The organism is Pseudomonas fluorescens, assembly GCF_002837185.1.
In the GTDB taxonomy this organism is placed as follows: Bacteria; Pseudomonadota; Gammaproteobacteria; order Pseudomonadales; family Pseudomonadaceae; genus Aquipseudomonas; species Aquipseudomonas fluorescens_AM.
Genome location: NZ_KZ478003.1, coordinates 25,211 through 49,256, shown reverse-complemented (window position 1 = coordinate 49,256; position 24,046 = coordinate 25,211). Strand labels below are relative to the sequence as shown.

The following is a 24,046-nucleotide window of genomic DNA, read 5'->3' as shown; positions in this document are numbered from 1 at the left end:
TCCTTAATGAAAATGCCCGTCGAGTGTGATCGCACCCTCGGCTCGCTCATGGTCCAGCCACGTGGTCCAACCCAGGCGGCACACATTGTTTGCGCCGATGTGCAGCGCCCGGATTTCGCCGGCCGCCAGCACCAGGCGCAGGTCAAATTGCAGCGCATCCGGCGCGGTTAAACGCACCAGCGAACACGCCGGGGCATACGCCGTTCCCGTGGGGAGAAAATCGTGAAAACGCTGCCAACCCAACGCCGTGATATGCACCCTGAACTTGCCGCTGCGGTCAGCGATCCGGCGCCCCAACACCAGGTCCTGGCCAAGCTCACAGTTGGCGCGGCCCAAGTCATTGCACTGCGACTGCGCAACGTCCACCGTGCGTGCGACCCATTGCTCGATGAACACCGAGGCATGTTTGAAGTAATACCGCAGGACGGTCTCGATCAACGTCGCCGAGTGCGTTCGCAGGCTCAGCAGCCCGAGGTAAGGCAACAAGCGCTTGCAATCGAGACGCGAGGCCCCTCGTATCGCGTGACTGCCGAGGCCGATCAGCGCAAACATCTGCTGTGAAAACCCATCACGGGCGCCCTGTTGGAAACAGGCCGGGTAACGGTATTTCCGCCAGATCGGTAACATCAGGCGGTGCAGTCGGTGGTGGAACACATCGAGGAAATCGCGCGTGGGATTGCCACCCGCTCGTTCCGCCAATGCCTGCTCAGCATAAAACGCGGGCAATGGTGAACCCGCGCCGAACAACCCCAGCACATTGATGCGCAGGCGCGCACGCAAGGTCCCGTGGTCGATGAAAAACGCCACGTGATCGATATCGTGTCCTGCAAACCCCAGGCCTGGATTGGCCTGGAATTCCAGCAGGTCGTACAGCGCATCCTCATCCAGCCGTGGATGGGCTTCGCGTAAGCGTGCGACCACCTGCACCACCGCCTGGAACAGCGTGTATTCGCGGATGACACGGCACAGCCGAGTCAAAGCAGGGGTTGCTGCCCCATCTGGAACGGCCATAGATACACGTCTCCTTGTGTGCTGATCACTCGCAACTCGTGATAGGAATTGAGGCTGGCGTACAGCGCAAAGAACTGATTGAGGACCGAAGCAAACACAAACAGATCGCCTTGGCCGGCAAACCCCAGGGGGTCCACCGTCAGGTCCACGCGCAATCCGCGAATCGGTAGGCCACGGTGCAAGCGGTCAACCGCTTCATGCTGGATGGAGCGCAGCGCGCCCAACTTTTTCCGGCTGATGTTCAGCGCCTGTCGATCGTGATAGCGCGGCAGATCGTAGGTTTCGAGAATCACCCTCAGCGCGTTGATATCGGTCAACGACAGATAGTTGAGCGACATGTTGCTGATCAGCTTCCAGAGGTAATCCTGGTCCAGCGGCGGCGCAAAACTCGCGGTTGGCGCGGTGATATTGCAAAACGTCAACGACTCGGGGGTGTGCTCGCCGGGCTGGTTGATGTCACCGGCCCGTAACTGTCGCGGCAGGCCTGCGTTGGTGCACGTCAGCTCGATCGACAGGGTTTCCGGGCCCTGCTCGCGACGACCGTCAAACCCTATCCAGGTAGCCAGCCCGTCATGCTGTACCGAAGGCCGTTGACGGATGCTGAAGCTGGGAGACGCCCCCGCAGTCTGCAGGTCGCCGTCATGCTCGAAGGACTCAAAGGGCACATACGTCTGATACCCCACGCCACCGGGCCGCCATCCTGTAACACGGTCAACCGAAAACACACCGGCATTTCCAGGGGAGTATTCCCCGGGCAACAGGAGGTATTCGTCCTGTTTTCCGTCCAGCCGAATGGGTATCGCATCGTGATTGAACAGGTTGACGATAGGCGTGCAGTACAGCTTCACGTTGTCCAGGGTGGGGCGTGCAAGCGCACGGCCCTGGCCGCACAGCTCGAAGCGCAACAGCATGCCGTGTGCCTGTTTGAGGATTTCCTGGGGAAACCGATGGAGGGCAGCCAACCCTTCGATATCGACAAACAGGTACTTCTCGGGAAACGTGAAATATTCCTGCAGGTGGCGATAACCACAAAAGGTGTTTTGCGGGTAGGGAATCAGTGCGTGTTCCTGTGCAAAACCCACCGGCCGGACCTGGCTGGCGCTGAGCCGCAGCGTGGCCGGCTGATCGTCGACCCCGTTGACCGGCGAACCACTCTGGTCCAATAGCTGCACCTGAATGCTGTCCAGATGGCGCAACAGGCCAAGGTACAGGCCTTGGCTGATATAGCGGTCTCCGGCCAGGTGCAGGCGCAACGAATCGAATGCCAACGCACTGAAATTACCCTCTGCGCTCATGGTCAGGCGCAGGTCCAACCAGTCCACTGCACCCTGGCAGGTGTAATCCAGGCTACGCAGTTGCAACGGCATGACATCGGTGGCATAGCAGGTTTTGAAACGGCAACGTTCGCCCTTGATGGGCAGGCTTTCCACGGCGGTATCCCGTGCCACTCGAACACTGGGGCCGGCGCACTTCAACGGGTCAAATTGCAGGATGCTCAAAGCAGGCATCGGCCGCATGTAGTTGGGCCATAACAGATGCATCAACGAATGCGTCAGCTCAGGCAGCTCGTCATCCAGCTTCTGACGCAGGCGCGCGGTCAGAAACGCAAAGCCCTCCAGCAAGCGCTCCACATCCGGGTCCTGACCGGCCTCGGCGAGAAACGGTGCCAGGGCCGGGTTGCGCTCGGAAAAGCGCCGCCCGAGTTGCCGCAGGGCACTGAGTTCGCTTTGAAAATAACGGTTAAAGGCCATCTGCGCAGACCTCCACTTGCCCTGCATCCGCCAGGCGCGCATGGAACACGACAGATTGGGTGCCACCGTCAATAAGCAGTCCGGCATCAATGGCAAAGGCCAATACCAACGTTTCGTGCACGCGGGGGAGCACCCTGACGCGTACATTCACCAGCCGTGGTTCGTAGGCCTGGATAAAGCGCTCGATCAGCAGCCGCGACTGGGTCAGGGATTCGTGCAGGCTGAGCCGCATATCATTGAGATCAGGCAAGCCGTAATCCGGCAGCGTCTGGACGCTGCCTGCACGGGTGCTGAGCATTTTCGTCAAATGCGCGGCGACGGACGTCACGCGGCACACGCTGGCGGACGCGTCGGGCTCAAGGCGCTCGAAGAGGCTTCTGTGGTGGCGCATTCCCTGGCCTCGACTCATTCTTTATCGAGCTTGCCGACAAGGGACAAGGTGAAGTCTGCCCCCATGTACTTGAAATGCGGCCGTACGCTCAAACTGACGCGGTACCAGCCCGGGTCACCCTCGACATCGCTGACGACAATGCGCGCTGCACGCAGTGGACGCCGCCCGCGCACTTCTGCACTGGGATTCTCCTGATCCGCTACGTATTGGCGAATCCACTTGTTGAGTTCCAACTCCAGGTCGGTCCGTTCCTTCCACGAGCCCAATTGTTCACGTTGCAGAACCTTGAGGTAGTGGGCCAGGCGATTGACCACCATCATGTAAGGCAACTGGGTACCCAGCCGGTAGTTCAGTTCGGCTGCCTTGCCCTCTTCGCTGATGCCGAACGTCTTGGGTTTCTGCACGGAGCTGGCGGAAAAGAAGGCTGCATTGTCACTGCCCTTGCGCATGGTCAGGGCGATGAACCCTTCTTGCGCCAACTCATATTCGCGCCGGTCTGAAACCAGTACCTCGGTAGGAATCTTGGTTTCAATCTCACCCATGCTCTGGAAGTGATGCAACGGCAGGTCCTCGACCGCTCCCCCACTCTGGGGCCCGATGATGTTGGGGCACCAGCGAAAGCGCGCGAAGCTGTCGGTCAGGCGCGTAGCGAAGGCGTACGCCGTATTGCCCCACAGGTAGTGTTCGTGGCTGTTGACCACAGTTTCCCGGTAGGCAAAGGTTTTGACCGGGCATTCAAGGGGGTCGTACGGCGTGCGCAGCAAAAAGCGCGGTACCGTGAGGCCGATGTAGCGAGCATCTTCGCTCTGGCGAAAGCTCTGCCACTTGGCAAACTGAGGGCCTTCGAAATGATCCCTGAGGTCCTTGAGGTCAGGTAGGCCGGTAAAGCTTTCCAGACCGAAGAAACCTGGCCCTGCGGCCGCGATGAACGGGGCGTGAGCCATACCGGCAACACCCGCCACGTATTGCATGAGTTTTACATCAGGCGCGCTGGGCGAGAGGAAGTAGTTGGCGATGATCGCCCCTACCGGCTGCCCGCCAAACTGACCGTATTCGGCACTGTAGATGTGCTTGTAGAGCCCCGACTGGGTAACTTCCGGGGAATCTTCGAAATCGTCCAACAGGTCCTGCCGCGAGACATTCAGCAGTTCTATCTTGATGTTCTCACGGAAGTTGGTGCGCTCGACCAGCAGTTGCAGCCCTCGCCAGGCCGACTCCAGTGCCTGGAACTCCGGGTGGTGCAGAATCTCATCCATTTGCCGGCTGAGTTTGGCATCAATCTCGGCGATCATCCGATCGACCAGACGTTTCTTGACCGGTTCTTCGCGGTTGTGGGGCTTGACCAGTTCTTCGATAAACGCCGACACACCGCGCTTGGCAATGCTATACGCCTCGTCATCGGCACTCAGCAACGTATGGGCAATGATGTTGTCGAGAATGCTGCACGCGTCGGCGGCGTTTGGCAGGGGCTGCGGGTCATGCTGGGTAGTCGTCATGGTGTCAGTGTCCTTTTACTGAATAGGTTCGGCATCAGCGTTGCTCAGCCCCAGCTCGGCCAGTACCCGAACACGGGAGTCGTCATCGGCCAGTGCCTGCTCAATGGCTTTGCGAAAGCTCGGGGTGTTGCCCAGCGGCCCCTTGAGCGCCACCAATGCCTCTCGCAGCACCATCAGCTTTTGCAGCTGCGGTATCTGCTCGACCAGGTTGGCGGGGTTGAAATCCTTCATCGAGTTGATCCGGACCTGGATCGCCAGGTCTTCGACGTCAGCGTCTTCCTGGAGGCGATTGGGCACGCTCAATGTCAAGTTCAGGGCCTGTTTGGCCAACACCTCGTCGAAGCTGTTCCTGTCGATTCCGATAGGCTTGCGGTCCTCAAGCTTGCGCGGGTCCTCGCGTTGTGAAAAATCCCCCAGCGCCAGCAGTTTCAACGGCAGCTCGACTTCCTCCTGCGCACCACCAACCGCGGGTTTGAAGGTGATATTGATACGTTCCTTGGGTGCTACCGAACCGTCTTTGGCCATGGTGTTTCTCCTTATGATGATTTTTTATTCGAGTACCGCTTCCAGATCGAAATGGCACAACCGGCGGTGCGTGGCGTCCTTGCTTTCGCGCACGGCGTGGCTTTGTGGCAACAGGTCATAGCAGCGGTACAGCAGCCGACCGACGTGCAAGGCCAGTTCCGGCTCCCAGCGGTCCAGGCCCGCGCGCTGTAATTCGAGGTCCAGCTGTTCCAGTTGAATCCTGCCCAAGTCAGGCTTGCCCGCCCGCACGCATAACCTGGCCAGCGCCAGCCGCCAATGAAAGCGCGCGCGTTCACTGCACGCGCTCTTCAAACCTTGCGTGAGCACGCTCACTGCAGTCTTGAGCCCCTCCTTGCGCAAGCTTGGCATGGCCGCCTGCAAGGCGGCTTCCCAGGGTTCGCTGCCGACATCGGCGACAGCACTGAAAGACTCGGGTTTGTGCAGGTGGCGAATCACATGGAGCGTGATCCACTCACAGGTCGCCGGGGCCGCAAACGGGGTACCGTCGTCAAAGCGCAATTCAGGCAGGTTCGGCAAACGTTGCAATAACAGCGCGAAACTCATTTCCAGCTCAGTCATCGCCTGGCTCGCATGCAAGGCTTCAAGGCATTCCCAGACCATGCGCAGGCCATCGAACCAGAACAATGCGCCCGCCAGGCTGGCCTCGAGTTCGAGCAACAGCTCGGCGTGATGGCCATGACTGAGACGATCCTGGTAACGGTTAAGCTTGTCGGGAGCCAGCGGGCGCAACGCCGTCACCCCCTCACTGTTGGCATCGGGATAGTTGACGAGGCTCAGCCAGGCCAAGGTGCGTCCCAGACGCAAGGCGCGCAGGTCGGTGGCATTCTGGCGCAACCACCAGGTACATAACGTGCGGGCCTGTTCCTGTAAGGCGCGCAGCGCTTTGTGGGCATCCTTCTCGTTGTTGATGGGCGATTCAGGCTTGAGCAGTTGCGTGCCCGCCTGCTTGACCTGGGCAATGACGCCCGCGATGCCCGCCGGCTCCACACCGCCTTGGGTGGCACGCGCCAGACGCTCCGACAGTTGTCGTCGGCTCGGCAACAACAACGGCGCGTCGCTACCCAGGTGCTCGTTCAACAGTTCGTCAAGGCGTACGAGGTGTTCATGCAGTGCCCGGAACAAGGGCAACTGGTCGACGAGAGACAGGTTATGCGAGAAGAGCGAGTCGAGGCGCGTCACCAGCCAGCCCAACGCGGCAACGCGGGTACATGGCTTGGCGGGATACACCGGTGCCCAGTGATGCTCACAGAGATAAACCAGCAAACCAAGACCGGCCAGCAACCCAGGAAATGAATCACGCTGGTGCAGCGCCCAGGTCAGCCATACAGCGGCGCGAAGATCCTTGGATTGCTCACGCAGCATGCGCTCACTGATGTCGCAGACCTGTTGCCAATTCGGCAGGCTCCCACCATGTATCGATTGTGTTTTGGCGACCTCGGTTTCCATGGTTTCAAACTCACTCGAAAACCGCACGTCGTTGCCAGCGAAATTCCCTGACGAACAGGGGGTTCGTGCAAGTTCCTGATAATAAGCATAAAGCTTTTCTGAATGAACCATTTTTGGCCGCACACAACTAAGAAGGCTGAATAGGCAAACCAGATACCATGAAACACGTATCTGAGTGCCGCTAACCCCGCGTTCAACACGCTACGAAGTGAACAAACCTTAGCCACCTTAAAAACAACCAGCAAGCTGCAGAGCAGGACTTAAGGAATTTCCTACAACCCTCTAAAATCGTGGCCTGCGCAAGGATTTGCGCACTTAATCAACTGAAAAATCCTTCAATTATCCGCCACCTTCGCTTAATCGCTCACTCACTACCACGAGCAATTAACTGCGCACTTATGCGCAACTTCAATTACTGAAAAACCGCCAAAAACCCACAACGCATTGAGCTATTAAATTTTTCCAACCAGATCGCCCTGACTTCATTGACCCACGCACTTTCCGGCACGCTTTTTGTTATAGGCATTTAACCGCCCGGCAACTTTGCTGTTCGGGGGTACCTACTCAATCAGACAAGGAAACCCGTCATGCCAACACCCGCGTACCTCTCCATCACCGGTGTCAAACAAGGTTTGATCACCGCAGGTACATTTACCCAGGACTCGGTAGGAAACATTTATCAGGAAGGCCATGAAGATCAGATCCTGGTGCAGGCGTTTGCGCATCAGGTGATCATTCCCCGGGATCCGCAATCGGGGCAGCCTACCGGCCAGCGTGCACACAAACCGCTGATGATCAGCAAAGTCTTCGACAAGTCCTCGCCCCTGCTATTCAGTGCACTGACTTCGGGAGAAGAAGTGTCGTGCCGGCTGGAATGGTTTCGTACCTCTTCGGCAGGCACCCAGGAGCACTACTTCACCGTCGAACTGGAAGGCGCGACGATTGTGGACATCCAGTCGCGCATGCCCAATTGCCAGGACCCGGACAACGCCCATTTCACCCACCTGGAGGACGTGTATTTCAGCTATCGCAAGATCGTCTGGACCCATGAAGTAGCCGGCACGTCCGGCTCTGATGACTGGCGCAATCCTGTGGCCAGCTAACCGCGGCGCAGGCGGGAACGGTCCAGGGAAGGCACCGTTCCTGCTGGGACTACACCATGGCCAGCGGGTGCTTGCGCTTGGGCGCGCCAAACACGCGATCAATGGCGTCCAGGTCATGCTCGTCCAATACCAGCTTCGCAGCCGCAGCGTTTTGCCGTATGTGTTCGGGCGTCACTGCCTTGGGGATGGCAATGACGCCCTCCTGACGCAAGACCCAGGCGAGGGCGACTTGCGCAGCGGTCGCCTCATGGCGATGGGCGATCTGCTTGAGCGTCGGGCTCGCCAACAGTGCACCGCCCTGGGCGACAGGACAGTAAGCCATCAGGGGCAAATGGTGCTGTTGCCACCACGGCAGCAGGTCGAATTCAATACCACGCTCTTCAATGTTGTAGAGCACCTGATTGGTTGCGCACACAGGGGATGCCAGTTCCTGCAGGTCTGCTACATCAAAATTGGAAACCCCCCAACGGCCGATCTTGCCTGCTTCGCGCAAACGCTCGAACGCTTCGACGGTTTCTTCAAGAGGGTACTGGCCGCGCCAGTGCAGCAGGTACAGATCGATGTAGTCGGTGCCCAGGCGCTGAAGGCTCGCTTCGCACGCGCGGGGCACACCCGTGCGGCTGGCATTGTGCGGGTACACCTTGCTCACCAGGAATACCTGGTCGCGCCTGCCCTGGATGGCCTCGCCGACCACCTTTTCCGCACCGCCTTCGCCATACATTTCAGCGGTGTCGATCAGGGTCAGGCCCTCGTCGATACCCAGTTGCAATGCGCCCACTTCGGCGCGGCGCCGGTTCGGGTCTTCGCCCATGCGCCAGGTTCCCTGGCCGATGACAGGGACGGGAACGCCGGCCAGATCGATAGTACGCATGACAACCTCCTGATGAGTTCGCGAATTAACAGTGTGGCATTGACCGGACAAAAGGGTTCAATCGCAGTATGGTTGGCCTTTGATCAATCGCCAGGAATCACCCGCAATGCTGTTTGTTGTCATGCTCGGAGGCAAGCACCCCAGGGCCCGGATCGAAGTACACGATGTGGCGTTTGCCGTCGCGGATACGCTGCAAGCCACCTACCCGCAATTGCGCGACGCCTGGTTTGGCAGCCCCAAGGGCCTGCACATCGATTCGTGGATGGCGGTCGATGGTGTCGATGGCTGGAAGGTCCAATTCAGCCAATTGGCGCCGCACGGCGAGGCGCCTCACTTGTATTTCATCAACCTGGGCGGCTATGAGGCCAACAGCTTTGGCGAGGCCCATCACTACCTGTTGCTGGTCGCGCGCGACAAACGCGAAGCGATGAGCAAGGGCAAGCAGCACCTGTTGCGCCACTGGTCCCAGGCCCACACCGACGCGGTCATGGATATCGACGATTGTCTGCCCATCGACCTGGTGGACGGCCGCTATATCCATCTGGTCAAGGGCCCGCACGCCCCCATCGTCCAGCAGAACGACTACATCGTTTTGGCCTGAAACCCGCGCGCCAGGCCATTCCTCAGCCGGTCAGGCACGCCGGTGGAACTTTGCCGGGAAATAACCGCCTGAATCCGGTAGGCTCACCGTTTTTCACTTAAGGAGTTATTTTCCATGGCCAAAGCCACCGCCCGCCACATCCTCGTTTCCACTGAAGAAAAGTGCAACGAACTCAAGACCCAGATCGAAGGCGGCGCTGATTTCGCCGAAGTCGCCAAAGCCAACTCCAGCTGCCCGTCCAGCCGTCAAGGCGGTGACCTGGGTTCGTTCGGCCCAGGCCAGATGGTCAAGGAATTCGACAGCGTCGTCTTCAGCGCCCCGGTCAACACCGTACAAGGCCCGGTAAAAACCCAGTTCGGTTATCACCTGCTGGAAGTCACCAGCCGCCAGGACTGATCGGTCCGTGCTGATGCTGTAAACAACGGCCCGCCATTTGGTGGGCCGTTGTGCATGTGATGACTGACGGCGCTTAAGTCGTTAACGTACCGCTCTCTATTTATGTTCATCCGCGCTCAAGGCTGATAATGCGATTGGCTTTTCCAAAACTGTTGGGCATCACCCTGGTCCTGTTCCTGACAGGCACCGCCGTGATAGCAGCGCCACAAGCCTCCCTCACGGTGTACGGCGAGCCGGCCAAATACCCCGACGGCTTCAGCCATTTCGACTATGCCAACCCGGATGCGCCCAAAGGCGGCAGCCTGCGCCGCTCCGCCCTGGAGATCGGGCGCTTTGACCATGTCTTGCCGTATATCGACAAAGGCATCGGCGTGTCCCAGGTGGATGGCTGGCTGTATGCGCCGCTGGCCCAGCGCTCCCTGGACGAGCCTTATACGGTCTACGGCCTGGTTGCCGAAAAAATGGAGCGCGCCGACGACGGTCTGTCGCTGCGTTTCTACCTCAACCCCAAGGCGCGTTTTGCCGATGGCAAACCGATTACCGCCGAAGACGTGCGTTACAGCTTCGATTTATTGATGACCCAAGGCAGCCTGCGTTTTCGCACGCTGTTTGCCGACGTCAAGCATGTCGAAGTCGAAGGCGAGCGCCAGGTGCGTTTCGACTTTGCCAGCAATGAAAACCGCACCCTGCCCCTGGATATCGCCACCCTGCCAGTGTTTCCCGAACATTGGTGGAAGACCCGCGACTTCGCCAATGGCGGCGGCTATGAAGCCCCTCTGGGCAGTGGCCCGTATAAAGTGAGCAAGATCGACTCCGGCAGCACCATCACCTTTACCCGCGATCCCGATTGGTGGGGCAAGGATTTGCCCGTCAGCCGTGGCCTCTACAACTTCGATCACCTGAGCCTGGAGTATTTCGGCGACACCGAAGTGGCGCGCCAGGTGCTGCGCGGCGGCGCCTACGATTTCAACCGGGAGTTTTCCGCCACCGGCTACTCCATCGGCTATAACGGCCCGGCCCTTGACGATGGCCGCCTGCAGCGCGCGCATTTGGCCAAGGAGATGCCGCAGCCGGCTCAGGGCTATGTGTTCAATGTGCAAAAGCCGATGTTCAAGGACCGTCGCGTGCGCCAGGCCCTGGCCATGCTATGGGATTTCGAATGGGCCAACCGGCAGATGATGCGCAACCTGTACATCCGTCAGCAGAGCTATTTCTCCAATAGCCCGCTTGCCGCCACCCAGTTACCGAGCCAGGAAGAACTGGCGATCCTTGAACCCTTGCGCGGGCAGATTCCCGATGAAGTGTTTACCCAGGTGTTCAAGGCGCCTGTCACCGATGGCAGCGGCGTGATCCGCGATAAGCAGTTGCAGGCCCTGGCCCTGCTGGAGCAAGCGGGCTGGAAGCCTGACGGCGACAGACTGGTCAATGCCGAGGGCGAGCCGCTGGCATTCACCTTCCTCAATGCCCAGGCGGGTGTGGAACGTCTGCTGCTGCCGTACAAGCGCAACCTGGCGCAAATCGGTATCACCTTGAATATCCGCCGCATCGACTCCTCCCAATACGTCAACCGCTTGATGGCACGGGATTACGACATGATTGTCACCGGCTTTCCGGTCACGGCATCGCCGGGCATGGAGCTGTACAATTTCTTCGGTTCCGCCGCCGCGTTCGATCCGGGCGCCAATAACTATATGGTGCTGCAGGATCCGGCCGTCGACAGCCTGGTCAAGGGCCTGGTCAAGGCCGATACCCAGGCGCAGATGCTCACCTACGCCCACGCGCTGGATCGGGTGCTGCAATGGAACTACCTGTGGATTCCCAATTACTACCCACCCGGCACCTCCGCGGCGTGGTGGAATCGCTTCGGCCGCCCGGCCATCGAGGCGAAAAACGATGAAGCCCTGGAAACCTGGTGGGAAGTCAGCCCGACGCCGCTGACAGACGAGCAGATGCGCGCCAAGCTGGAACAACGTGGAGCTAAGCGCTGATGTTTGCCTATATCGTGCGGCGCCTGCTGTTGATCATCCCGACCCTGGTGATCATCCTGCTGGTCAATTTCGTGATCGTGCAGGCCGCGCCGGGCGGGCCGGTCGAACAAGCCATTGCCCACCTGCAAGGCATCGGCGGGGGCGGTGTCGCAGGCGCTGCCGGCGAAGGCATCAGCGGCTCGCGGGCCAGCCGCGGCCTGGACCCGAAACTGATCAAGGACATCGAAAAGCAATACGGTTTCGACAAGCCTGCGCCGGAACGCCTGTGGCTGATGCTCAAGAGCTACGCCCGACTGGACTTCGGCAACAGCTTCTTTCGCGGCGCGACGGTGATCGACCTGATCCTGGAAAAGATGCCGGTCACCATTTCCCTCGGCCTGTGGGCCACCTTGATTACTTACCTGGTGTCGATCCCCCTGGGGATACGCAAGGCGGTGCGCCATGGCAGCAGCTTTGATGTATGGAGCAGCACCGCCATCGTGATCGGCTATGCGATGCCGGCGTTCCTGTTCGCGATGTTCCTGATCGTAATATTTGCCGGCGGCACTTCGCTGAACTGGTTCCCGGTGCGCGGATTGGTGTCGGAGAATTTCGAAGCACTGAGCACCGTGGGCAAGATCGCCGACTACTTCTGGCACCTGGTATTGCCGGTCACGGCGCTGGTGATCGGCGGGTTCGCCACCCTGACCATCCTCACCAAGAACTCGTTCCTCAACGAAATCACCCGACAGTACGTGGTGACCGCGCGCGCCAAGGGTTTGAGCGAGCGTCGCGTGCTCTACGGCCATGTGTTTCGCAACGCGATGCTGCTGGTGATTTCCGGGATTCCCCAGGCGTTCATCAGCGTGTTCTTCGCGGGCTCGCTGCTGATCGAGGTGATCTTCTCTCTCGATGGCCTGGGCCGCATGAGCTATGAGGCTGCGGTGTCGCGGGATTACCCGGTGGTGTTTGGTTCGCTGTTTATCTTTACCCTGTTCGGCCTCTTGATCAAACTCATCGGTGACCTCTGCTACACCCTGGTGGACCCGCGTATCGACTTTGCCGCGAGGAACGCCTGATGCTCAAGCTGTCTCCCGTGGCACGTCGGCGTTTTGAGCGATTCAAGAAGAACCGTCGTGGCTGGTGGTCCCTATGGCTCTTCATCGGCCTGTTCATTCTGACACTGGGCGGCGAACTGATCGCCAATGACAAGCCCCTGGTGCTCAGTTTCAAGAACGAGCTGTATTTCCCGGTATTCAAACGCTACACCGAGCAGCAGTTCGGCGGGCAACTGCCATTCCAGGCCGACTACCGCAGTGACTACGTGCAAAAGCTGATAAGGCAGGACGGCGGCTGGATGCTGTTTCCCCCCATCCCCTTCAGCGACGACACACCCAACTATGAATTGACCCGCCCTGCCCCCAGCCCGCCGTCGACGGTGAACTGGCTGGGCACCGATGACCAGTCGCGGGATGTGCTGGCGCGGGTGATTTTCGGCGCGCGGGTGTCGATCCTGTTTGCCCTGGCGTTGACCGCGATCAGCGCGGCCATCGGCATCGCTGCTGGCGCATTGCAGGGTTACTACGGCGGCTGGGTGGACTTGCTCGGCCAACGCATCCTGGAGGTATGGTCGGGCCTGCCGGTGCTGTACCTGCTGATTATTCTGTCGGGGTTCGTCGAGCCGAATTTCTGGTGGCTGCTGGGGATCATGGCGCTGTTCTCCTGGCTGGCCCTGGTGGATGTGGTGCGTGCCGAGTTCCTGCGCGGGCGCAACCTGGAGTACGTCAAGGCCGCACGCGCCCTGGGACTGGGCGACGGCAAGATCATCGCCCGGCATATCCTGCCCAATGCCATGACCGCGACCTTGAGCTATTTACCGTTCATCCTGACCGGGGCGATTTCGACCTTGAGCGCCCTGGACTTCCTCGGCTTCGGCATGCCGGCCGGCAGTGCTTCGCTGGGTGAGTTGATCGCCCAGGGCAAGCAGAACCTGCAAGCGCCGTGGCTGGGCCTGACGGCATTTTTCACCCTGGCGCTGATCCTGTCGCTGCTGGTGTTTATCGGCGAGGCGTTGCGTGATGCCTTCGACCCTCGCTCATGAGTGACCGCGTATGAACCTGATTGAAATCCGTGACCTGTGCGTGGCGTTCGGCGGCCAGACCGTGGTGCACAATGTGAGCCTGGACGTACGCCCAGGCGAATGCCTGGCGCTGGTTGGCGAGTCGGGCTCGGGCAAATCCGTGACCGCCCATTCGATCCTGCAATTGCTGCCCGACGCCGGCGCGCACAGCACAGGCTCGGTGAAGTACCGCGGCCAGGAGTTGATGGGCGCGTCACCTGCGGCCCTGCAAAAGCTGCGCGGCAACCGCATTGCCATGATCTTTCAGGAGCCGATGACCTCTCTGAACCCGCTGCATACGGTCCAAAAGCAGATCGGCGAGACCCTGCTGCTGCACAAGGGCCTGGGCGGCAAGGCGGCGCAGGCGCGCATCCTCGAACTGCTCGACCTGGTGGGCATCCAGAAGCCCAGGGAGCGGCTCAAGGCCTATCCCCATCAACTCTCCGGTGGCCAGCGCCAGCGGGTGATGATCGCCATGGCCCTGGCCTGCGAGCCGGAGCTGCTGATTGCCGACGAACCCACCACCGCGCTGGACGTGACCGTGCAGCGCAAGATCCTGCTGTTGCTCAAGTCCCTGCAGCAACGCCTGGGCATGTCACTGCTGCTGATCAGCCATGACCTCAACCTGGTGCGCAGCATTGCCCAGCGGGTGTGCGTGATGCGCGCCGGAGAGATCGTCGAGCAGGCCGATTGCCAGACGCTGTTCACGGCGCCCCAGCACCCTTACAGCCGCCTGCTGCTGGACGCCGAACCGTCCAGCGATGCGCTGTGCAGCGACGAGCGCGAGACGGTCTTGCAGGTCGATGACCTGACCGTGCAGTTTCGCCTCGGCGGCGGGCTTTTTCGGCCCAAGACCTACCTGCGCGCGGTGGACGGCATCAGCCTGAGCGTGCAACGGGGCAAGACCCTGGGGATTGTCGGCGAGTCCGGCTCGGGCAAGTCCACCCTCGGCCAGGCGATTTTGCGCTTGCTGGACTCCAGCGGCAGCATCCGCTTCCAGGGCCAGTCCCTCGACCCGCTCACTCATCAGCAGATGCGGCCGTGGCGCAAGCAGATGCAGGTCGTGTTCCAGGACCCCTATGGCAGCCTCAGCCCACGCATGTCAGTGCAGCAGATCATCAGCGAGGGCCTGCAAGTGCACGCCCCGTGCAGCCTCGACGCGCGCGAAGCGCAAGTGATCCAGGTCCTCAAGGATGTGGGCCTGGACCCCGCCAGCCGCCATCGCTACCCCCATGAGTTTTCCGGCGGCCAGCGGCAACGTATCGCCATTGCGCGTGCGCTGGTGCTCAAGCCGGCGCTGATGCTGCTGGATGAACCCACCTCGGCGCTGGACCGTACGGTGCAAAAACAAGTGGTGGCGCTGCTGCGCGAACTGCAGGAGAAATACGGCCTGACGTACCTGTTCATCAGCCATGACCTGACGGTGGTGCGTGCGATGGCCCACGATATGATCGTGGTCAAGGACGGCAAGGTAGTGGAACGTGGCGCCAGTCATGACGTATTTGAGTCGCCGCAACACCCCTACACCCGGGAGCTTCTGGCAGCGGCGCACATTCCCCTGTAGGAGCGAGCTTGCTCGCGAAGAAATTGAATACTCCAAGTTCCTCCAGAAGCGCCGCGTTATCGTTGATAACCTTCGCGAGCAAGCTCGCGCCTACAGGATTTTGTACCCATGAGTACCAGCCTCAAGGATTACCAACAGGTTCGTGGCCTGGCCATCCAGTCGCTGTTCGAGATCATCGAGCAGTCCAGCGAAGGCACGGTGATTGTCGATCGCGACGCGAATATCGTCTGGATGAACGAACGCTACGCCAGGCGTTTCGGCCTGCAAAGCGCCGAGCAGGCCATCGGCCAACCCTGCGAGCAGGTGATCTCCAATAGCCTGCTGCGCCAGGTGGTGCGCAATGACCGGCCGATCCTGCTGGATATCCAGGACACGCCCAAGGGCCCGCTGGTGGTGATGCGCCTGCCGATCCACGACGAAGCGGGCGCGGTGATCGGTGCGATCGGGTTTGCGTTGTTCGATGAGCTGCGCAACCTGTCGCCGCTGATCGAACGCTACCTGAGCATGCAGCAGGAGCTGGCGTCCACCCGTTCGCTGTTGCGCTCGCGGCAAAGCAAATACAACTTCGCGCACTTTATCGGCACCAGCGCCGCCAGCCTTGAAGTCAAGCGCCGCGCGCGGCGCAGTGCGAGCGCCGAATCGCCGGTGCTGCTGCTCGGTGAAACCGGCACCGGCAAGGAACTGCTTGCCCAGGCCATCCATGGCGCGTCGCCACGCGCCCACAAGGCGTTCGTCAGCATCAACAGCGCGGCGATTCCCCATGACCTGCTCGAGGCTGAGTTTTTCGGCACCGCACCGGGTGCGTTTACCGGCGCCGACCGCAAGGGCCGGCCGGGAAAATTCCAGATCGCCCAGGGTGGCACGCTGTTTCTGGATGAGATCGGTGACATGCCGCTGCCCCTGCAAAGCAAGTTATTGCGGGTGCTGCAGGAAAAGGAATTCGAACCGGTGGGTTCCAACGAGATGCTGCACAGCGATGTGCGGGTGATTGCCGCCACCTCCATGGACCTGGAAGCGGCGATCAAGCGTGGCGAGTTCCGCGCAGACCTGTATTACCGCCTCAATGTCCTGCCGATCCAGGTGCCGCCGTTGCGTGAACGGCTGGAGGATATTCCCGCGCTGAGCGAAGCGATTCTGGAAGAACTGCGCAGCCGGCATGAGTTGAGCCCCGAAGCGCTGACACTGTTGGCCCACCATGCCTGGCCGGGCAATATCCGCGAGCTGCGCAATGTGCTTGAGCGGGCGGCGTTGTTGAGTGATGACCTGCTGTTGAACGCCGCACAGATCCGTGCGGCGATTGGTACGTTCAGCCCGGTGGCAAGCGGTGCGGTGGCCACAGTCGAGGGTGAGACGTTTGCGGCGGCGCGGGCGCGGTTTGATCGGCAGTTGATCGATGAGGCTTTGCAGGCGTGCGCGGGGAATGTGGTGGAGGCCGCCAAGCGGTTGGGGCTGGGGCGGTCGACGCTGTACAAGAAAATGATCGCCCTTGGGCTAACTCAGTCTCCCTAAAGAGACAGCGCTCTCAATATAAAGACAACCCAATGTGGGAGGGGGCTTGCCCCCGATAGCAGTGTGTCAGGTTAAGCATATACACCTGATATACCGCCATCGGGGGCAAGCCCCCTCCCACATTGGAGCTGTGTTTGTCTCACTATTGAGATAGCCTCCAAAAAAATCAACGCAAAATCCTATAAATAACCTTTTATTTCAAGAACTTAAATACTTGGCACACATCTCGCTATACCTCCCCAAAGCCCCACCCCACAACAATAACAATCCGATGGAGACACACCATGAGTGTGATCATTGCCCTGGCAGCGCTGGCGCTGCTGATGCTGGCTGCCTACCGTGGCTACAGCGTCATCCTGTTTGCCCCAATCGCTGCCCTTGGCGCTGTGCTGCTCACTGACCCGTCCGCTGTCGCTCCGGCCTTTACCGGGGTGTTCATGGAAAAGATGGTCGGCTTTATCAAGCTGTATTTCCCGGTGTTCCTGCTCGGCGCGGTGTTCGGCAAGCTGATCGAGCTGTCAGGCTTTTCGCGCTCGATTGTCGCCGCCGCCATTCGTGTGCTCGGTACGCGCCAGGCGATGCTGGTGATCGTACTGGTCTGCGCCCTGCTCACCTACGGCGGTGTGTCGCTGTTTGTGGTGGTATTTGCGGTGTACCCGTTTGCGGCGGAGATGTTCCGCCAGAGCAATATCCCCAAGCGCCTGATCCCGGCCACCATCGCCCTTGGCGCGTTCTCGTTCACCATGGACGCCCTGCCCGGCACGCCGCAGATCCAGAACATCATCCCCAGCACCTTCTTCAACACCACGGCCTGGGCCGCACCGTGGCTGGGGCTGATCGGTACGATCTTCGTATTCTGCGCCGGCATGCTGTACCTGGCGCGCCAACGCAACAAGGCCCAGCGCGCGGGCGAAGGCTATGGCACCGAGCTGCGCAACGAACCGGAAACCGCCGAGAACCTGACCCTGCCCAACCCCTGGATCGCGCTGTCGCCGCTGATTCTGGTGGGGGTGATGAACCTGCTGTTCACCCACTGGATCCCGCAGTGGTACGGCAAGACCCACAGCCTCAGCCTGCCCGGCATGAGCGCTCCGGTGACCACTGAAATTGCCAAACTCACTGCGATCTGGGCGGTGCAGGCGGCGTTGCTGGTGGGGATTATCGTGGTGCTGGTGTGCGGCTTCTCGGCGATCAAGAGCAAGCTGGCCGAAGGCAGTAAAAGTGCGGTCAGCGGCGCGTTGCTGGCAGCGATGAACACTGCCTCGGAATACGGTTTCGGTGCAGTGATCGCCTCGTTGCCGGGCTTTCTGGTGCTGGCGGACTGGCTCAAGGGCATCCCCAACCCGCTGGTCAACGAAGCCATTACCGTGACCCTGCTGGCGGGGATTACCGGCTCCGCGTCCGGCGGCATGAGCATCGCCCTGGCAGCCATGTCCGAGAGCTTTATTTCAGCGGCCCATGCGGCCAATATCCCCCTTGAAGTGCTGCACCGGGTCGCGGCCATGGCCAGCGGCGGCATGGACACCCTGCCGCACAACGGCGCGGTCATCACGCTGTTGGCGGTGACCGGGCTGACTCACCGCGAAGCCTACAAGGACATTTTCGGCATCACGATCATCAAGACCCTCGCGGTGTTCGTGGTGATCGGTACTTTCTACGCCACCGGCATTGTGTGAGGTTTTCATGACGAGATTGAACGGCAAGACGGCTCTGGTCACCGGCTCCACCAGCGGCATCGGCCTGGGCATTGCCCTGAGCCTGGCCAAGGCCGGCGCCAACCTGATTCTCAACGGCTTCGGCGACGCCAGCGCGGTGATCGCCCAGGTGCAGGCATTGGGCGGCAAGGTCGGGCATCACCCGGCGGACGTCAGCGACCCGGCACAGATCGCCGAGATGCTCGCCTACGCCGAGCACGAGTTCGGCGGCGTCGACATTCTGGTCAATAACGCCGGCATCCAGCACGTGGCGGCAGTGGAAGACTTTCCGGTGGAGCGTTGGGACTCGATCATCGCCATCAACCTGTCATCGGTGTTCCACAGCACCCGCTTGAGCCTGCCGGGCATGAAGGCCAGGGGCTGGGGACGCATCGTCAATATCGCCTCGGTGCATGGCCAGGTCGGTTCGGTGGGCAAGGCAGCCTATGTGGCGGCCAAGCACGGGGTAATCGGCCTGACCAAAGTCGTGGGCCTGGAAACCGCTACCAGCAACGTGACGTGCAATGCCATTTGCCCAGGCTGGGTACTGACGCCGCTGGTGCAGAAGCAGATTGATGATCGTGTGGCCAGCGGGGTGGAGCCGCAGCAGGCGCAGCAGGATCTGCTCGCGGAAAAACAGCCGTCGCTGGAGTTTGTGACGCCGTCACAGTTGGGTGAGTTGGTGCTGTTCTTATGCAGCGAGGCCGGCGCCCAGGTGCGTGGTGCGGCGTGGAACATCGATGGCGGCTGGCTGGCCCAATAACCCCAGGCAGTGGAGATCAAATGTAGGAGGGGGCTTGCCCCCGATGGCAGTGGATCAGTATCACATGTGCCAGCTGAACCACCGCCATCGGGGGCAAGCCCCCTCCCACACTGGAACTCTATTGTTTGGAACACCAGTAAAAGAACAAGAGATCTCGCTATGTCCGACATCCTCTGGCAACCCTCCCCCGAACGCATCGCCAACACGCGCATGGACCAGTTCCGACGTTTTATCAATGCTCGCCACGATGTGCAGCTCAACGACTACCCCGCCCTGCACCAATGGAGCATCGACCAACGCGCGGACTTCTGGCAGGCCATCGTGGCGTTCTTCGACGTGCACTTTCGCAGCCCGCCCAGCGCCACGCTGGTCGAAGGCAATGAAATGCCCAGCGCCCAATGGTTTCCCGGCGCGACATTGAACTTCGCGGAGCACTTGCTGCGCCGCCGCGACTCTCACCCTGCCGTGGTTGCCATCAGCGAAGACGGCCAGCGCGAACAACTGACCTACGCCGAGCTGGCCGCCCACGTGGCGGGCCTGCAAAAAAGCTTGCGCGCGGCCGGGGTCGGCCTCGGTGACCGGGTGGCCGCGTGCATGCCCAACACCTGGCAAACCCTGGTCGGCATGCTCGCCACCACCAGTCTCGGCGCAATCTGGTCGTGTTCCTCGCCGGATTTCGGCACTCAGGGCGTCATCGACCGGTTCGGTCAGATCGAACCCAAGGTGCTGATCACCTGCGCCGGTTATCGCTATGCCGGCAAGACCCTCGACCAGAGCGCCAAGCTCAATGAAATCCTCGCGCGGCTGCCGTCCCTGGAGCAACTGATCATCGTGCCTTACGCCCGCCCGCAGGCGCAGGTCGGCGACTACCTCACCCAAGCCCGGGTCACGCTGTGGGACGACGTCTACCAGGCCGGCGGCGAGCCTGAATTTGTCGCGGTGCCGTTCGATCACCCGCTGTATATCCTCTATTCCAGCGGCACCACCGGCGTGCCCAAGTGCATCATTCACGGCACCGGCGGCGTGCTGCTCACCCATCTCAAGGAACATGGCCTGCATGCCGACCTGTCTCGCGAGGACTGCCTGTTCTACTACACCACCTGCGGCTGGATGATGTGGAACTGGCTGGTGTCGGTGCTGGCGATTGGCGCCACGGCAGTGCTGTATGACGGCTCGCCGTTCCATCCCGGCCCCGAGCGTTTGATCGACCTGATCGATGCGGAAAACATCAGTGTGTTCGGCACCAGCCCCAAGTTCCTCGTCACCCTGGAAAAAGCCGGGCTGCAGCCACGCCTGAGCCACCACCTGAGCAGCCTCAAGGGCCTGATTTCCACCGGTTCGCCGTTGTCGCCCCAGAGTTACGACTATGTGTACCGCGAGATCAAGGGCGAGCTGTGCCTGTCGTCCATGTCCGGCGGCACCGATATCGTCTCCTGCTTCGTGATCGGCAACCCGGTGCTGCCGGTGCGCCGTGGCGAAATGCAGTGCAAGAGCCTGGGGATGGCCATCGAAGTATGGGACGACCAGGGCCAACCGCTGGTCGGTGAGAAAGGCGAACTGGTGTGCACCCGGCATTTTCCGGCCATGCCCATCGGGCTGTGGAACGATCCACACCAGCAGAAACTGCGCGCTTCGTATTTCAGCCAGTTCCCCGGCGTATGGGCCCAGGGCGACTATGCCGAGCAGCGTCCCAACGCCAGCCTGCTGATCCACGGCCGCTCCGACGCGGTGCTCAACCCTGGCGGCGTGCGCATCGGTACCGCCGAGATCTATCGCCAGGTGGAAAAAGTCCCCCAGGTGCTGGAAAGCCTCGCCATCGGCCAGCGCTGGCAGGACGATGTGCGCGTGGTGCTGTTTGTGCGCCTTGACGACGGTGTGCAACTGGATGAAGCGCTGGAGCAGCAGATTCGCCAGGTGATCCGCGCCAATACCACCCCGCGCCACGTACCGGCGAAGATCCTCGCGGTCACGGATATCCCACGCACCATCAGCGGCAAGATCGTCGAATTGGCAGTGCGCAACGTCGTGCACGGTGAACCGGTGAAAAACACCGATGCGTTGGCCAATCCGCAGGCGCTCGAGCAATTTCGCGACCGCCCTGAGCTGGCGTGACAGATGAAAGGTTTCAGCGCTGATACGGCGTTTTGAAGAAAAACCGGCAATGCATGCTATTTTTCGAGGTAGCCACCCGTGGTTGTCTCTTGGGATAATGGGTGTTGTCTTTTTTTCAGAGCGTGAAGCGCAAGGCTTGTTTATGAATGGAACATCCACCGGTAGCGAGGCCGCTGCACTGATCGAGCGGCTGGACTGGGCGCAAAGCCCCCTCGGTGAGGCCAATGACTGGCCGCAAAGTCTGCGCACCGCCGTGGATATCGTGGTGCATTCGCCCATGCCGATGCTGCTGCTCTGGGGCGAGCAGCTCATCCAGCTCTACAACGATGGCTTCGCCCTGCTGGCCGGCAACAAGCACCCCGATGCCCTGGGCCAGCCGGTACACACGACCTGGCCGGAACTGCAGAGCTTTGCTGCGCCGATCTATGACGCGGTGCTCAGCGGCCAGGTGCGAACCTTCAGCGAGCAGTGTTTTGTGCTGCAGCGCAACCATCGCGACACTGAGATCTGGCTCGACCTGACCTACAGCCCGGTGCGCGATGAAAGCGGCCGCGTGGCCGGCATCCTGGTCACCGCCATCGAAACCAACGAGCGGCGCAGCAAAGCCCTCGAATTGCAGCAGCGCTCCGAAGACAGCCTCAAGGCCCAGCACAGTACCGAGCAGCGTCTGCAGCTGGCACTGGCGGCGACCGACGCAGTAGGCACCTGGGACTGGGACATCGGCGAAGACCGCTTTATCGCCGACGCGCATTTCGCTTACTTGCATAGCGTCGACCCGAATGACGCCGGCCTCTTGCCCATCAGCGCCTACCTGCTCGGCGTGCACCCCGAAGACCGAGGCTCGGTCACGCGCAGCATCAAGCACTGCATCACCTACGGTACCGAATACGCCGAGGAATACCGCCTGCAGCAAGCCGACGGCCAGGTGCGCTGGGTGTTTGCCCGTGGCCGTTGCTACAAGGACCCGCAGGGACGGCCGGCGCGGTTCCTTGGCGCCGCGCTGGACCTCACCGAGCGCAAGCACACCGAGCAGGCGCTGCGTCAAAGCCAGACCGAGCTGCAACTGATCATCAACGCCATGCCGGTGTTGATCGGCTATGTCGACCACGAGCAGCGCTTTCGCCTGAACAACAGCGCCTACCTCGACTGGTACGGCAAGACGCCACAGGAGCTGTACGGCAAGACCATCCGCGAAGTCATCGGCGACGAGGTGTACGCCGGGCGCGCAGACAAGATCGCCGCCGCGCTCAACGGCAAGGCGTGCAGCTTCATGACCGTCTCGCCCCATCGCGACGGGCGAGCGCGCCATGCCTTGATGAAGTACCTGCCGCGCTTCAGCAACGACGGCTCGGTGAACGGTTTCTACATCTTTGTGATCGATGAGACCGAACGCAAGCTCACCGAAGAAGCCCTGCGCCATCTCAACGAGAATCTCGAAGAACGCGTGGCCCAGCGCACCCAGGCACTGGCCGAGGCCAACCAGCGCCTGCAGAACGAGATGTTCGAGCGCGAGCGGGCCGAAGATGCCTTGCGCCACGCGCAGAAAATGGAAGCGGTGGGTCAGCTCACGGGCGGTATCGCCCACGACTTCAACAATATGCTCACCGGTATCATCGGCAGCCTCGACCTGATGCAACGCTACATTGCCGACGGCCGCAGTGAGGACATCGGCCGCTTTGCCGATGCCGCCGTGACGTCCGCCCACCGCGCCGCCGCCCTTACCCACCGACTGCTGGCATTCTCACGGCGCCAATCGCTGGACCGGCGACCCACAGATCCCAACCAACTGGTGGCGTCCCTGGAAGACCTCTTCCGCCGCACCAAGGGCGCGCATATCACCCTCAACGTGCAGCTTGGCAAAGACATCTGGCCGGTGAACACCGACGCCAGCCAACTGGAAAACGCCCTGCTCAACCTGGTGATCAATGCTCGCGACGCCATGCCCGACGGCGGCGAACTGCTGATCGAAACCGCCAACAGCTATCTGGACGGCACCGATATCACCACCCTGGAGCCGGTCAAGGCCGGCGACTACGTGATGCTCGGCGTGCGCGACAACGGCAGCGGGATGGCGCCGAAGATCCTGGCCAAGGCCTTCGACCCGTTCTTTACCACCAAACCCATCGGCCAAGGCACCGGACTGGGCTTGTCGATGATCTACGGCTTCGCCCAGCAGTCCGGTGGCCATGTGACTATCCAGAGCGAGCCGGGCCAGGGCACGTGCGTGCGCCTGTACTTGCCGCGCCTGCACGGCACCGCGCTGGAAAGCAGCCTGCCCGCCAGCCTGAGCGAAGCCCCGGTGGCCCTGGCCGGAGAAGCCGTGGTGGTGGTCGAGGACGACCCGGCGGTGCGCATGCTGGTGGTCAATCTGCTCGACGAACTGGGCTATACCGCTCACCAGGCGGCGGATGCGCGTGCCGCGCTGCCGCTGCTGGAATCGGACTTGCGCGTGGATTTGCTGGTGACCGACGTCGGCCTGCCGGGCATGAACGGCAGGCAACTGGCGGAAATCGCCCGCCAGCATCGCCCGGGCCTGCGCGTGCTGTTCATGACCGGTTATGCCGAGAAAGCCGCTGAACGCCAGGGCTTCCTGGAGGACGGCATGGACATGGTCGCCAAGCCATTTTCCATCGACCTGTTGGCCACTAAAATCCGCAGCATGATCGGCGTCGATGCCTGAGTTCAGGCATAATCGCGCGCCGTCGC

General features: G+C 61.1%; 19 protein-coding genes. 12 read left to right on the top strand and 7 right to left on the bottom strand.

Annotated features, from left to right (window positions below):
- Positions 1-3: 3 nt before the first annotated feature.
- The 6 genes from tssG to tssA are packed head-to-tail and all read right to left on the bottom strand — an operon-like array spanning position 4 to position 6,752.
- Positions 4-1,011: a type VI secretion system baseplate subunit TssG gene (gene tssG / locus CIB54_RS17890; RefSeq protein WP_065952473.1), complete on the bottom strand. Its 1,008-nt coding sequence runs from the start codon at positions 1,009-1,011 to the stop codon at positions 4-6.
- Entirely contained in the window at positions 975-2,762 is a 1,788-nt protein-coding gene (gene tssF / locus CIB54_RS17885) for a type VI secretion system baseplate subunit TssF (RefSeq protein ID WP_101220503.1), read from the bottom strand. Before tssF ends, tssG begins: the two co-directional genes overlap by 37 nt.
- Positions 2,752-3,153: a type VI secretion system baseplate subunit TssE gene (gene tssE, locus CIB54_RS17880; RefSeq protein WP_101220502.1), complete on the bottom strand. Its 402-nt coding sequence runs from the start codon at positions 3,151-3,153 to the stop codon at positions 2,752-2,754. Before tssE ends, tssF begins: the two co-directional genes overlap by 11 nt.
- Before the next feature lie 14 nt (positions 3,154-3,167).
- Positions 3,168-4,649: a type VI secretion system contractile sheath large subunit gene (gene tssC, locus CIB54_RS17875; protein ID WP_101220501.1), complete on the bottom strand. Its 1,482-nt coding sequence runs from the start codon at positions 4,647-4,649 to the stop codon at positions 3,168-3,170.
- A gap of 15 nt (positions 4,650-4,664) precedes the next feature.
- The gene (gene tssB, locus CIB54_RS17870) at positions 4,665-5,174 is read right to left on the bottom strand and encodes a type VI secretion system contractile sheath small subunit (protein WP_065952469.1); all 510 of its coding nucleotides are present in this window, start codon (positions 5,172-5,174) and stop codon (positions 4,665-4,667) included.
- Positions 5,175-5,198: 24 nt separating this feature from the next.
- Positions 5,199-6,752, bottom strand: coding sequence for a type VI secretion system protein TssA (gene tssA / locus CIB54_RS17865; RefSeq protein WP_101220500.1), 1,554 nt, complete (start codon positions 6,750-6,752; stop codon positions 5,199-5,201).
- 476 nt (positions 6,753-7,228) lie between these two features.
- Between tssA and CIB54_RS17860 the strand changes: the two genes are divergently transcribed.
- Entirely contained in the window at positions 7,229-7,744 is a 516-nt protein-coding gene (locus tag CIB54_RS17860) for an Hcp family type VI secretion system effector (protein ID WP_065952467.1), read from the top strand.
- Positions 7,745-7,793: 49 nt separating this feature from the next.
- On the opposite strand, the gene CIB54_RS17855 is transcribed toward CIB54_RS17860, so the two are convergent.
- Positions 7,794-8,615 (bottom strand): aldo/keto reductase, encoded by an 822-nt coding sequence (locus tag CIB54_RS17855; RefSeq protein ID WP_065952466.1) that lies wholly within the window; start codon positions 8,613-8,615, stop codon positions 7,794-7,796.
- Positions 8,616-8,721: 106 nt separating this feature from the next.
- Here CIB54_RS17855 and CIB54_RS17850 point away from each other — a divergent pair, with 106 nt between their 5' ends.
- The 11 genes from CIB54_RS17850 to CIB54_RS17800 all read left to right on the top strand — a co-directional run bounded on the left by CIB54_RS17850 (position 8,722) and on the right by CIB54_RS17800 (position 24,020).
- On the top strand, positions 8,722-9,216 hold the full coding sequence (locus CIB54_RS17850; RefSeq protein ID WP_101220499.1) for a DUF1543 domain-containing protein: 495 nt from the start codon (positions 8,722-8,724) through the stop codon (positions 9,214-9,216).
- A gap of 114 nt (positions 9,217-9,330) precedes the next feature.
- Positions 9,331-9,612: a peptidylprolyl isomerase gene (locus CIB54_RS17845; RefSeq protein ID WP_065952464.1), complete on the top strand. Its 282-nt coding sequence runs from the start codon at positions 9,331-9,333 to the stop codon at positions 9,610-9,612.
- Between the two features lie 128 nt (positions 9,613-9,740).
- Positions 9,741-11,600, top strand: a complete 1,860-nt coding sequence (locus CIB54_RS17840) for an extracellular solute-binding protein (RefSeq protein ID WP_101220498.1) — start codon at positions 9,741-9,743, stop codon at positions 11,598-11,600.
- Complete coding sequence (locus CIB54_RS17835; protein WP_065952462.1) at positions 11,600-12,658, top strand: microcin C ABC transporter permease YejB; 1,059 nt, start codon at positions 11,600-11,602, stop codon at positions 12,656-12,658. The genes CIB54_RS17840 and CIB54_RS17835 overlap by 1 nt, the downstream gene beginning before the upstream one ends.
- Positions 12,658-13,680: an ABC transporter permease gene (locus CIB54_RS17830; RefSeq protein ID WP_101220497.1), complete on the top strand. Its 1,023-nt coding sequence runs from the start codon at positions 12,658-12,660 to the stop codon at positions 13,678-13,680. Before CIB54_RS17835 ends, CIB54_RS17830 begins: the two co-directional genes overlap by 1 nt.
- Before the next feature lie 10 nt (positions 13,681-13,690).
- Positions 13,691-15,262 carry an ABC transporter ATP-binding protein gene (locus CIB54_RS17825; RefSeq protein ID WP_101220496.1) on the top strand — a complete coding sequence of 524 codons (1,572 nt, stop codon included), beginning with the start codon at positions 13,691-13,693 and terminating at the stop codon, positions 15,260-15,262.
- Positions 15,263-15,370: 108 nt separating this feature from the next.
- Positions 15,371-16,771, top strand: a complete 1,401-nt coding sequence (locus CIB54_RS17820) for a sigma-54 interaction domain-containing protein (RefSeq protein WP_065952459.1) — start codon at positions 15,371-15,373, stop codon at positions 16,769-16,771.
- A gap of 284 nt (positions 16,772-17,055) precedes the next feature.
- Positions 17,056-18,447 carry a GntP family permease gene (locus CIB54_RS17815; protein WP_065952458.1) on the top strand — a complete coding sequence of 464 codons (1,392 nt, stop codon included), beginning with the start codon at positions 17,056-17,058 and terminating at the stop codon, positions 18,445-18,447.
- Between the two features lie 7 nt (positions 18,448-18,454).
- A complete protein-coding gene (locus CIB54_RS17810) occupies positions 18,455-19,228 on the top strand; it encodes a 3-hydroxybutyrate dehydrogenase (protein ID WP_065952457.1) in 774 nt (257 codons plus the stop codon).
- A 159-nt stretch (positions 19,229-19,387) separates the two neighbouring features.
- Positions 19,388-21,340, top strand: coding sequence for an acetoacetate--CoA ligase (locus CIB54_RS17805; RefSeq protein WP_101220495.1), 1,953 nt, complete (start codon positions 19,388-19,390; stop codon positions 21,338-21,340).
- Between the two features lie 142 nt (positions 21,341-21,482).
- Positions 21,483-24,020 carry a PAS domain-containing protein gene (locus CIB54_RS17800; protein ID WP_065952455.1) on the top strand — a complete coding sequence of 846 codons (2,538 nt, stop codon included), beginning with the start codon at positions 21,483-21,485 and terminating at the stop codon, positions 24,018-24,020.
- Positions 24,021-24,046: the final 26 nt, after the last annotated feature.